Here is an 11,289-nt window from a genome sequence, read left to right as displayed (position 1 = left end):
TCACCGTAGGGGAGTGATCATGCAAGGGGATCCGGATGTTTTGCGCTTGCTCAACGAGCAGTTGACCGGCGAGCTCACCGCGATCAACCAATACTTCCTGCACTCCAAGATGCAGGACAACTGGGGCTTCACCGAGCTCGCCGAGCACACCCGGGCCGAGTCCTTCGACGAGATGCGGCACGCCGAGGCGATCACCGACCGCATCCTGCTGCTCGACGGGTTGCCCAATTACCAGCGGCTGTTCTCGCTGCGCATCGGTCAGACGCTGCGCGAGCAGTTCGAGGCCGACCTGGCCATCGAATACGAGGTGATGGACCGGCTCAAGCCCGGCATCATCATGTGCCGCGAGAAGCAGGACACCACGAGCGCCAACCTGCTGGAAGAGATCGTCGCGGACGAGGAAAAGCACATCGACTACCTCGAAACCCAGCTGGAGCTGATGGACAAGCTCGGCGTGGAGCTCTACTCCGCGCAGTGCGTTTCGCGGCCGCCGAGCTAGCACAGCCCACGCCTTCGCGGGTTTTGGTTGCCACGGGTTGACCGTGGGCACTCACTACCATCGAAATCCGTGGGAAGGCGGGCATGACGAGGGCGACACCAGCGGCGGCTCCGGCCGGCCGCGCTTCGGACTCCGGCCCCGCGGACGTCGCGGTCGACCCGCAGCGGCGCAATTTCATCTTCGTGGCGATCCTGCTCGGCATGCTGATGGCCGCGCTGGACCAGACGATCGTGGCGACCGCGTTGCCCACTATCGTCGCCAATCTTGGTGGCGCAGGCCATCAATCGTGGGTTGTCACCAGCTACCTGCTCGCCTCGACCATCATCACCGCCCTCGTCGGCAAGTTCGGTGACCTGTTCGGCCGCAAGCGGGTGTTCCAGGCGGCCGTCGTGTTCTTCGTCGCCGGGTCGGTGCTGTGTGGGCTCTCGAGCTCGATGGGCATGCTGGTCGCGTCGCGGGCGCTGCAGGGCATCGGCGGCGGAGGGCTGATGGTGACCGCCATGGCGCTGATCGGCGAGGTGATCCCGCTGCGGGACCGCGGCCGCTACCAGGGTGCGATGGGCGCCGTGTTCGGCGTCACCACCGTGATCGGTCCCTTGCTCGGCGGCTACTTCACCGACCACTTCACCTGGCGCTGGGCGTTCTGGATCAACGTGCCGATCTCGGTCGTGGTCTTCTTCGTGGCGGCCGCCGCCATCCCGCCGCTGTCCGAGCGCACCAAACCGGTCATCGACTACACCGGCATCCTCTTGGTCGGGCTCGGCGCCGCCGGGCTGACGCTGGCCACCAGCTGGGGCGGGACCACGTACCCGTGGGGATCGCCGACGATCATCGGCCTGTTCGCCGGCTCGGTGGTCGCGTTGTGCCTCTTCGCCTGGGTGGAAAGCCGCGCGGCCGCGCCGATCCTGCCGACCCGGTTGTTCGGCAGCCCGGTGTTCACGGTGTGCTGCGTCCTGTCCTTCGTGGTCGGCTTCGCGATGCTGGGCGCCCTGACGTTCCTGCCGACGTACATGCAGTTCGTCGACGGCGTCTCGGCCACGACGTCGGGCCTGCGCACGCTGCCGATGGTGATCGGGATGCTGACCACCTCGATGGGCAGTGGCGTCATCGTCGGCCGCACGGGCCGGTACAAAGTCTTTCCCGTCGCCGGCACCGCCGTCATGGCGGTGGCGTTCTTCCTGATGTCGCGGATGGACCCGTCGACATCGGTGTTGGTTCAATCGCTATTCCTCGTCATCCTCGGCGCCGGGATCGATTGTGCTGTCGTGCATTTCCCGCAGAGGCACCTGGCGCAGAAACAACGCCAGGACGAACCCCACCAGTGCGACCGGAACCGCCCATCCGAACACGTGGGTGAGCGACTCGGAGTAGGCGGCGACGATCGGAGCGGCCATCTTCGGTTCGCTGTTCACGAACTTTCTGCACAGCCGGATCGGCCCGGCTATGGCGGCCGGCCACGCGCCGGCGGCGGCCGCCGCGTCTCCGGAGGCGCTGCACCGGCTGCCCCGAGAGGAGGCCGCTCCGATCGTCGCCGCCTACTCCGAGTCGCTCACCCACGTGTTCGGATGGGCGGTTCCGGTCGCACTGGTGGGGTTCGTCCTGGCGTTGTTTCTGCGCCAGGTGCCTCTGCGGGAAATGCACGACAGCACAATCGATCTCGGCGACGCGTTCGGCATGCCCAGCACCGAGACCCCGGATCAGATGCTGGAGGGCGCGGTCGAGCGCATGCTGCGCGGCGTGCCCGGCATGCGATTGCGCAGCATCGCCATGCGACCCGACTGCCGGCTCGACGTGGCCGGACTGTGGGGCGTCCTGCGCATCAACCGCTACGGACAGATGTATGGCACGGCCCGGCTCACCGACATCGCCGACTACCTGCGGATACCGTTCGAGGTTCTGGAGCCCACTTTCTCGCGGCTGATCGCCACGGGGTACGCCCGCGGCGACGGCGACCAGATGTGGCTGACACCCGCGGGCGCCCAGCAGGTGGACTACGTGCACTCCCTGCTCGTGGCCTGGCTGGTCGACAAGCTCGCCCGGTCACCCGGATTCGACGGGCGACCGGATCGTCGCGTGGTCGAGGCGGCGCTGAACCGGGTCGCGGGCCGCGTTCTCGCGCAACGGGACTGGAGCGACGACCGTCCCACCACGAAGATCCCGGCGACCACACCCTGAAACGGGCGGTGCGGGCGTACCATCACGCCATGAGCCGAATCGGAACATTTGCTGACGACGACCTGGCCGGCTGGTTCGTGAAGTCCCCCGACATCGGCGGTGCCCTCGGCGGCTTCAGCAACGCGGTCTACACCAAGAACCGGTTGCCGCTGCGCACCCGCGAATTGGCGCGCGCCGTGATCGCGCACCGTAACGAGTGCGTCGTGTGCGTCAACACCCGCGACGAGGACGGGCCCGCCGCCGGCGTCGACGAGGAGCTGTACGACCACGCACAGGAGTGGCGCACCTGGCCCGGCTATAGCGAGCAGGAACGGCTGGCGGCCGAATTCGCGGACCGCTTCGCCAGCGATCACACGGGTCTGCGCGACGACGAGGACTTCTGGAGCCGTTGCTCCGAGCACTTCTCCGACGAATTGCTGGCCGATCTCGCGCTCTCGTGCGCCCTGTGGGTCGGCATGGGTCGCGTCCTGCGGACCCTCGACATCGGCCAAGCCTGCAAGCTGACGATCCCCAGCCGCGCCTGACCACCACGACACATAAACGTCTGCGAGGACACGCCGCTAGACGCCTCAACGGTTTATGTCTCGCGGGCACAAACCGCGACACCGGTGCGTTGCCGTAGCCGTGAAGATTCGCTTCGGCGTCGGGTTGGGCTCGGACACCGCCCCGGACCAGCTGGCCCCCATCGTTGATCACCTGGAGGCCAACGGCGTGGATTCCCTGTGGTTCTCCGAGCTGGTGTACTCCCCGGCGGTCGACCCGGTGGTCGGGATGGCGTACGCACTGGCCAGGACGACCCGGCTGAAGGTCGGCACCTCGGTGGCCGTCTTGCCCGGACGGCACCCGGTGCTGGTCGCCAAGCAGCTGGCGTCGCTGTCGGCCGTCGCACCGAAGCGGGTCCTTCCCGTCTTCGGTCTGCGGTCGGCGATTCCCGCCGAGCGGGAGGTGTTCGTGGTCCCCGACGGCGAGCGCGCCGCGGTGTTCGACGAGTCGCTGAGGGTGCTGCGTTCGGCGCTGACCGAGGACTCGGCGAGCTACGACGGCCGGTACTTCACCGTCAGCGGGGCCGCCGTCATGCCCAGACCGCAGCCCCCGCTGGACATCTGGCTCGGCGGCTCGGCGCCGGCGGCGTACCGGCGCATCGGCGCGCTTGCCGACGGCTGGCTGGGCAGTTTCCTGACACCGGCGGAGGCGCGGACCGGCCGCGAGGCGATCCAACACGCCGCGGCGCAGGCGGGCAGGCAGATCGAGCCCGATCACTTCGGGATCTCGCTGGCCATCGTGGACGGGGTGGACGGCGAGCTGCCCGCGACGCTGGCCGCGGCGGCCCGCAGCCGTCGCCCGGACGTCGACCCCGCGGATTTGATCGCCGTCGGATGGGATCGGCTGCACCGGCAGCTGGACGCTTACATCGACGCGGGTCTGACGAAATTCGTCATCCGGCCCGCCGGCGGGGCGCCGCTGGACGGGTTCCTCGACCGGTTCGTCACGGAGCTGACCGCCCGCCAGAACTGAATTCGCGAGCCCCCGCCTCTCGCCCCCTGCACAATGACTGCCATGACCGGCACACCGCTTGCCGCCGCGGCCATCGCCCAGCTGGAATCCGAGGGCGTCGACACCGTCATCGGGACCGTCGTGAATCCCGCCGGGCTGACCCTGGCCAAGACCGTCCCGATCCGGCGGACCAACACCTTCGCCGATCCCGGCCTCGGGGCCAGCCCCTCGTGGCACGCTTTCGCGATCGATCAGAGCGGCATCGCCTTCACCCCCGATGTCGGCGTGATCGGGGACCAGCGACTCCGCATCGACCTGTCCGCCCTGCGCATCGTCGGCGACGGCCTCGCGTGGGCGCCCGCCGCATTCTTCTCCCAGGACGGAACACCCGTCCCCGCCTGCGCCCGCGGCACGCTGAGCCGGGTGGAAGCCGCGCTCGCCGAAGCCGGAGTCGAGGCGCTGATCGGGCACGAGGTCGAATTCCTGTTGGTGGGGCCCGACGGTGACCGCCTGCCGTCGACGCTGTGGGCGCAGTACGGTCTTGCGGGCGTCCTGGAGCATGAGGCGTTCGTCCGCGACGTCACCCGGTCGGCCGGCGCGGCGGGCATCGCGATCGAGCAGTTCCACCCCGAATACGGAGCCAACCAATTCGAGCTGTCGGTGGCGCCGCAGTCGCCGGTGGCCGCCGCCGACCAGCTGGTGCTGCTGCGGCTCATCGTCGGGCGGGTGGCCCGCCGTCACGGGCTGCGCATCAGCCTGTCGCCGGCGCCCTTCGCCAACGGTGTGGGCTCCGGTGCTCACCAACACTTTTCGCTGACAATGCCGGACGGACCGCTGTTCTCGGACGGCGCGGGCGCCCGGGGCACGACGGCCGTCGGGGAGCACGCGGTGGCCGGGGTGGTCCGCGGGCTGCCGGAGGCGCAGGGCTTGCTGTGCGGGTCGATCGTGTCCGGCCTGCGCATGCACCCCGGCAACTGGGCCGGCGCGTACGCGTGTTGGGGAACCGAAAACCGCGAGGCCGCGGTGCGATTCATCACCGGTGGGCCGGGCAATCCACGCGGCGGAAACGTCGAAGTGAAGATCGTCGATCCCTCAGCGAACCCGTACCTGGCGTCGGCGGCGATCCTGGGGCTGGCGCTGGACGGGATTGAACGCCAAGCACCGCTGCCCCCGGAGGTCACGATCGACCCGGCGGACCTCGCCGCTTCCGAGCGGGAGCGCGACGGCATCGTGAGCCTTGACCGTAACCAGGCGGAAGTGATTGCCGCACTGGATGATTCGAAGCTGATACGGGGCATCCTGGGCGATGACGCGGTCGACATGGTGGTCGCCGTCCGCACGCTCGAGCAGGAGCGGTACGGCAACCTGGACCCCGAGCAACTGGCGGAGAAGTTCCGCATGGCCTGGAGCCTGTGACGGGCTTCCATGGCTTCCAACCCGCACGCGCTGGCCGAGCACATCGACGTAGTGACCCTCATCGACCAGCACGTCCACGGTTGCTGGACGACCGCCGGGGATCGCCATCGCTTCGAAAACGCGCTCAACGAGGCCAACACCGAACCGCTCGTGGGCTCGGGATTCGACACCCAACTCGGCTTCGCCGTGCGTGCCCACTGCGGCCCTGTCCTCGGGCTCCCGAAACACGCTGACCCGCAATCGTATTGGGAGCGTCGCGGCGAGTTCGGCGAGGCGGAGCTGGCTCGCATGTTCCTGCCGGCCGCCGGGGTGAGCGATTGGCTGGTGGACACCGGGATCGGCGCGGACACCGCCGGCCACGCCGACATGGCCGAGTTGTCCGGCAACCGCGCGCACGAGGTGATCCGCCTCGAGCAGGTCGCCGAGCAGGCCGCGCAGGCGCCCGGCGACTACGCGTCAGCTTTCGAGGACATCCTGCACCGGCGCGCGGCGACGGCCGTCGGCACCAAGTCGATCCTGGCCTACCGGGGCGGGTTCGACGGCGACCTGAGCGAGCCGCAGCCCGCGCAGGTGGCCGAGGCGGCCGACCGGTGGCGCGACCGCGGCGGCACCCGGGTACAGGACCGGGTGCTGTTGCGGTTCGGGCTGCATCAGGCGCTGCGGCTGGGCAAGCCCCTGCAATTCCATGTCGGCCTCGGCGACCGGGACTGCGATCTGCACAAGACCAACCCGTTGCTGCTGCTCGACTTCCTGCGGCAGTCAGCGAACACCCCGATCGTGCTGTTGCATTGCTATCCCTACGAGCGCGAGGCCGGGTACCTGGCGCAGGCCTTCAACAACGTATATGTCGACGGCGGGTTGAGCGTGAACCAGCTCGGGGCGCGGGCGCCGGCCTTCATCGCGCGGCTGCTGGAGCTGGCCCCCTTCGGCAAGGTCCTCTACTCGTCGGACGGGTTCGGCCCCGCCGAGCTCCATTTCCTCGGTGCGGCCCTGTGGCGCAGGGCAATTCATCGGGTGTTGCGCGGTTTCGTCGTCGACGACGACTGGAGCGAGGCCGACGCCATCCGGGTGGTCGACCTGATCGCCCACGGCAACGCCGCCGGGCTTTACCGCGTTTGACCCCCGGTGACACCGGGGTATACGGGCGATTATGGCGACCGCGAGGGGCGTCTTGGAGTGGGCCCGGGACAAGGTCGTGTCGTGGGTGCCCAAAGCCGACCTCGACCAGCGGGACCCCGACTACATCCGCGATCAGCTGCCGGGGACCTGGCTGCTGGCGTCGTTCTACTTCCGGGCGGACGTGCGGGGCCTGGATCGCATCCCGGCCGAGGGGCCGGTGCTGTTGGTGGGCAACCATAGCGGCGGCAACGTGCCACCCGACACCTTCGTCTTCACGCTGGCGTTCTGCTCCTACTTCGGCGTCGAGCGGCCCTTCTACCAGTTGGCCCACAACCTCGTCGTCTCCGCTCCGCCGCTGGGCTGGTTGCGCAAGTTCGGCACCGTGGCCGCGAACCCCGAGAACGCCCGTCTCGCACTGGATTCCGGTGCCGCCCTGCTGGTCTACCCCGGCGGCGACTACGAGGTGTTCCGGCCCTCATGGGAGCGCCACAAGGTCGACTTCGGCGGCCGCATGGGCTACGTGCGGCTGGCCCGTGAGGCCGGGGTGCCGATCGTGCCCGTCGCCAGCGTCGGCGGGCAGGAGAGCGCGTTGTTCCTCAACCGCGGGCAGTGGCTGGCCAAGTTGCTGATGGCCGACAAGCTGCTCCGCCTCAAGAGCGTCCCGATATCGCTGGCACTGCCCTGGGGCCTGAACATCAGCGACCTGGCGGGCCACATCCCGTTGCCCACCAAGATCGTGATCGAGGTCCAGGACCCGATCGAGGTCGACGGGGACGACCAGGCGGTGCACGACAAGGTGATGGCCAGCCTGCAGGGCGGGGTCGACCGACTGGCGGCCGAACGGCGATTCCCGGTGATCGGCTGATGCGCGTCGAACGCCGCTGCGTCATCAACGCCGACCGCGACGCGGTCTGGAAGATCGTCAGCGACCCGGATTGCTACCCGTCGTTCATGACGAGCCTGGAACGCTGGGAGTCGTCCAACGACAAGCCGGCCGGCGTCGGCGCCCGCTACACCGTCCACTGGAAGATCGGCTCCGTACCCGTGGGCGGCCTCATCGAGGTGGTCGAATTCGACGAGGGCCGGGACCTGGCCTGGGTGGGCATCACCGGGGTCACGCTGCGCGGGCGGATCCGGCTGCGCGACCGCGGCGACGGCGGCACGAAGGTCACGTTCCGGCTCTCGTATCAGGCGCCGGGGGGCATCGTGGGTTACATCGCCGACCGGATCGCCGTCGGCCAGGTGGGACGCAATCTCGCCGAAACGCTGAAACGCCTGCGGAAGCTGGCCGAGTCGTAGCCATTTTTCCAATTTGGCATGTAATCAATCGCCGCGCGGCATACGCTCCGATCGACGAATCGGGCAACGTCACCAAACGCATCGAAGGGGAAAGGTTTGGGGGGATGTTGCTCCGAGCAACTCTTGTCGCCGCGGCCATCGCGGCCGCCGCCGGTGGTATGGCAGCACCGGCCAACTCGTCGCCCGGTTGTTATATCGCCAGTTCCGGCGACTGCGTGCCCTATCCGCAGCAGGGCCCGTCGCAGCCCCCTGGCGCCACCGCGCAATGCGCGGACGGCAGCTGGTCGTTCAGCCAGCATCCGCATTCGGGGGGCACGTGCCACGGACACGGGGGAGTACAGCAGTACTTGTAGCGGTCCGGCGCCGGGATGGTCGACGTACGAGGGGTGACCATCCCGGCGGTTCGGGCCGGTATCGCCGAACACGTTGCAGTGCAGAGGAATTAGCTAGGCGACCGAGATCGCCGAGCCGGCCGGGCATAGGTGTCGATGGCACCGCGGACCCGACGCTACGCGCGGCCGCGTGAGCGTCTCGGGCACCGTAGGCCGATCAGAGGTCTCCGCGTTTCGCACGTTACTGAGCGCGTCCGGATGGGCCTCGCCGCGGGCTAGAGCCACTATCGCGACAATCACCGCTATCGCCGCCGCCGCCAGGACGATCATGCCCACGCCATCGGCGTTGAGGGTCTCGCCGAGCACCACGATGCCCAGAACCGATGCCACCGCTGGTTTGGCCACAGTCACCGACGGCATCGAGGCGGTCAGCGCACCAGCGCGAAACGAAGACTGCTGAAAGATCATCCCTGCCAACGCCGCCAGTATCCAGACATAGAATTCCGGCGCGCACAGCAGCGCCCCGAAACCGTGTCCGGCCGCCGCGACGACGGCTTTGGTCAGCACCGCGAACAGGGCCAGCGACGAACCGGCCACCACCGCCAGCAGTACAGCCGCGCGGGGACCGGGCCAAATGCGCGCACCCAGGACACAGAGCACCAGTAGCGGACCCAACACCAGGGCCACCACAGTCCAGGTTGTCAGCGACCCCTGCGTCTGCCCGGCCTTCGGGTCGCCAACCGTGACGGCCACCGCCAAAGCGACGGCGAGCACCATCGCCCACATCCACTGCCGGCGGGTCACCCGCTGACGGGTCAGCCGCGCATTGACCGGCAGGGCAAATAGCAGCGCCGTCACCTGTAGCGCCGTCACCAACATCACCGACCCGACAGCTAGCGCGGCGGCTTGCAGGCTGTAGTTGGCAACGGCTCCACCGCCGCCGAGCCACCACCGGGCGTCGCGCAACGACATGCGGAACAACTCCCAGTGGCCGACTGGCCCGTCGGTGACCTCGTGCGCGGACCGTTGACGGCTCACCGCGCCGATCGCGGATGCCAGCGCGGCGCACAGGGCGAGCACGACGGCGATCTCCGACTTCAACATGGGACCTCCTCAAGGTTCCGAGATCGCTTCGGGCTAGACCCCGAAGTAGACGCCGTACCTGCTCGTCGCGAGCGCTTTCAACAGCCACAGGACCAATCCGGTGCCCGCCAGGGTGCCCCCAGTCACCGCCACGATGAAGGCGGCCCGGAAGCTTTTGAAGAGCGCCGACCGGAGAGGCTTCTGCTGGTCGACGGCAGGCGACGGGTGGATGTCACTGGCGGCCATGGCACTCTCCTCGTTGACTTGCGTTCGAGTCATGAAGGAAATGGTCACCGACGAAGCACCGCTTGCGGAATGACCGGGAAGCCAGATTTGGGTTGCCCCTAGGGATAGGGTTTCCTATCCATTTGGCAAGCATTCGCGTGATCGAGTGCAACCAGCGTCGGTTGACGCGCGAGCCCTGAAGTCGTCAGAGGACCACGCCCGAGATAACTGCTTTGGCGCCGCAGTCACTCGTCTCGAGTACTCGAACGCGGGTTGCCCAACCTGCCACGGCGACAACGTGGTTGGGCGCGCCGAAGCGTTTCTCAGTCTGGCTACCCAGCCCGGAACATTCCGCTTGGTCAGTTGAGGGGGAGCGCTTGTGCGCTCACACCAGGAGAGAAAGAGTGGACGAGTCGGCTAGACCAAGCTTGTCGCGTCGAAGACCCAGCTGGTGTCGGCCGTCGCGAGGTTCTCGAAGTGGTTCGGGGGAGCGAAGGCCACCAGGCTGTTCATGTCCCAATAGTCTTTCCAGACGGTGATCTTGCCGTCGGCGACCTTGTGCACGGTCACGAATCTCAGCACGCCTTGCTCACCCGTGGTGAACGTCCACGTCTCGGAGTGCTCGTACAGCACGTCGGAACCGTTGGACACCAGCACGCCGTCGTGATTCTCGTAAGCGGCCAGCGGCTCGAGGCCCATCTTCAGCCGCTTGACGATGTCTTCGGGTCCGCGCGCCGACAACGCGGGCACCGGCATGTCGACGTAGAGGCAGTCATCGGACAGGAACGTCTTGACCGCCTCCCAGTCCCGCCGCGAGAGCGCCTGCCATAGCCCGAGTACGACATCCTCGACCGAGATCATAGATACGTCTGTCATAGCGCCAATAAACTCGGTTGCCGGACGAGTGTCAACACCGTTCGTAGAGGATGAATCCGTGAGCGGGCGAGCGAAGCTCCTGATCGCGGTAGCCGTCGGCGCGCTGCTGGCCGGGAGCTGCGGAGCGATCGCGTACGGGTTCTGGGCCGTCAGCCAGGATTGCCGGGAGTGGGTAGCCGGCAACGGTTACCGGCTGGTGCACGACGACTGGTGGGCGAAGAGCCGCGGCTGCCTGGCCAGAACGCCGGCCGGTGACGCGGTCACCCACAGCGAAGGGCTGGCGAGCAAGGCGACCGGGTGGGCCTGGCAATTGGCCATTTTCGGTGCCGGCGCCCTGCCGGCGGCGGTCATCTTGGCGCGCCTGACTTTTCGTTGGCGCGCGGATCCCTAGCCGTCGACGCGAGCCATCGACAGCGCCGGTCCCAGCGCCACCGGCAGCGACGACCAGCCCCGCAGTACCCGCGTGTCGCGCCGGCTGCCCGCGCCCGCCCCGCGCGCCTCGGGGAACCGGTCGAAGAACGTGCGCAGCCCCACTTCTCCTTCGGCGCGCGCCAGCGCGGCGCCCAGGCAGAAGTGCCGGCCCCCGGAGAACGCGAGATGCCTTCCGGCGTTGGATCGTTCGATGTCGAAGCGGTGCGGATCCGCGAAGACGGACGGGTCGCGGTTGGCGGCGGCGAGATAGACGAGCACCAGGTCGCCGCGCCGAGTCTCGACATCGGGCTGACGTGGCAGCAGTACCGCAGTGTGCAGCGAGGGCTGGCCGGCTTCAGC

The 11,289-nt window shown here is 68.2% G+C and carries 13 protein-coding genes and 1 pseudogene; 10 read left to right on the top strand and 4 right to left on the bottom strand.

Going from position 1 to position 11,289, the window contains the following annotated elements:
- Positions 1-19: 19 nt before the first annotated feature.
- The 9 genes and pseudogenes from bfr (at position 20) to A9X03_RS30685 (ending at position 8,355) form a co-directional block, all read left to right on the top strand.
- Positions 20-499: a bacterioferritin gene (bfr, locus tag A9X03_RS18390; protein WP_055405255.1), complete on the top strand. Its 480-nt coding sequence runs from the start codon at positions 20-22 to the stop codon at positions 497-499.
- 83 nt (positions 500-582) lie between these two features.
- A pseudogene (locus A9X03_RS30890) lies at positions 583-2,674 on the top strand (MDR family MFS transporter).
- Between the two features lie 29 nt (positions 2,675-2,703).
- Positions 2,704-3,198 carry a carboxymuconolactone decarboxylase family protein gene (locus tag A9X03_RS29335; protein WP_067750023.1) on the top strand — a complete coding sequence of 165 codons (495 nt, stop codon included), beginning with the start codon at positions 2,704-2,706 and terminating at the stop codon, positions 3,196-3,198.
- 100 nt (positions 3,199-3,298) lie between these two features.
- A complete protein-coding gene (locus A9X03_RS18365; protein ID WP_067750024.1) occupies positions 3,299-4,189 on the top strand; it encodes a TIGR03854 family LLM class F420-dependent oxidoreductase in 891 nt (296 codons plus the stop codon).
- A gap of 42 nt (positions 4,190-4,231) precedes the next feature.
- Positions 4,232-5,584 carry a glutamine synthetase family protein gene (locus A9X03_RS18360; protein ID WP_068262289.1) on the top strand — a complete coding sequence of 451 codons (1,353 nt, stop codon included), beginning with the start codon at positions 4,232-4,234 and terminating at the stop codon, positions 5,582-5,584.
- A gap of 9 nt (positions 5,585-5,593) precedes the next feature.
- Complete coding sequence (locus A9X03_RS18355; protein WP_068262284.1) at positions 5,594-6,703, top strand: amidohydrolase family protein; 1,110 nt, start codon at positions 5,594-5,596, stop codon at positions 6,701-6,703.
- A gap of 31 nt (positions 6,704-6,734) precedes the next feature.
- Complete coding sequence (locus tag A9X03_RS18350) at positions 6,735-7,568, top strand: lysophospholipid acyltransferase family protein (protein ID WP_068077271.1); 834 nt, start codon at positions 6,735-6,737, stop codon at positions 7,566-7,568.
- Entirely contained in the window at positions 7,568-8,002 is a 435-nt protein-coding gene (locus tag A9X03_RS18345; RefSeq protein WP_067750030.1) for an SRPBCC family protein, read from the top strand. Before A9X03_RS18350 ends, A9X03_RS18345 begins: the two co-directional genes overlap by 1 nt.
- Positions 8,003-8,106: 104 nt before the next feature.
- A complete protein-coding gene (locus tag A9X03_RS30685; RefSeq protein WP_082950430.1) occupies positions 8,107-8,355 on the top strand; it encodes a DUF3761 domain-containing protein in 249 nt (82 codons plus the stop codon).
- Positions 8,356-8,448: 93 nt separating this feature from the next.
- Here the strand turns inward: A9X03_RS30685 and A9X03_RS18340 are convergent, their stop codons facing one another.
- From A9X03_RS18340 to A9X03_RS18330, 3 genes are all read right to left on the bottom strand, one after another.
- On the bottom strand, positions 8,449-9,438 hold the full coding sequence (locus A9X03_RS18340) for a DMT family transporter (RefSeq protein ID WP_067778409.1): 990 nt from the start codon (positions 9,436-9,438) through the stop codon (positions 8,449-8,451).
- Positions 9,439-9,471: 33 nt separating this feature from the next.
- Positions 9,472-9,696 carry a hypothetical protein gene (locus A9X03_RS18335; protein WP_156746598.1) on the bottom strand — a complete coding sequence of 75 codons (225 nt, stop codon included), beginning with the start codon at positions 9,694-9,696 and terminating at the stop codon, positions 9,472-9,474.
- Positions 9,697-10,059: 363 nt separating this feature from the next.
- Positions 10,060-10,503 (bottom strand): nuclear transport factor 2 family protein, encoded by a 444-nt coding sequence (locus A9X03_RS18330; protein WP_068262280.1) that lies wholly within the window; start codon positions 10,501-10,503, stop codon positions 10,060-10,062.
- Between the two features lie 73 nt (positions 10,504-10,576).
- Here A9X03_RS18330 and A9X03_RS18325 point away from each other — a divergent pair, with 73 nt between their 5' ends.
- Positions 10,577-10,909: a hypothetical protein gene (locus tag A9X03_RS18325; RefSeq protein ID WP_068262278.1), complete on the top strand. Its 333-nt coding sequence runs from the start codon at positions 10,577-10,579 to the stop codon at positions 10,907-10,909.
- On the opposite strand, the gene A9X03_RS18320 is transcribed toward A9X03_RS18325, so the two are convergent.
- The coding region (locus tag A9X03_RS18320) for a cytochrome P450 (protein WP_231975416.1) at positions 10,906-11,289 on the bottom strand (384 nt) is incomplete at its 5' end. The genes A9X03_RS18325 and A9X03_RS18320 overlap by 4 nt on opposite strands.

This window comes from Mycobacterium sp. E1715 (assembly GCF_001667625.1).
Taxonomy (GTDB): domain Bacteria; phylum Actinomycetota; class Actinomycetes; order Mycobacteriales; family Mycobacteriaceae; genus Mycobacterium.
The sequence above is the reverse complement of the archived record's forward strand: the minus strand, read 5'-3'. Positions and strand labels throughout refer to the sequence as shown.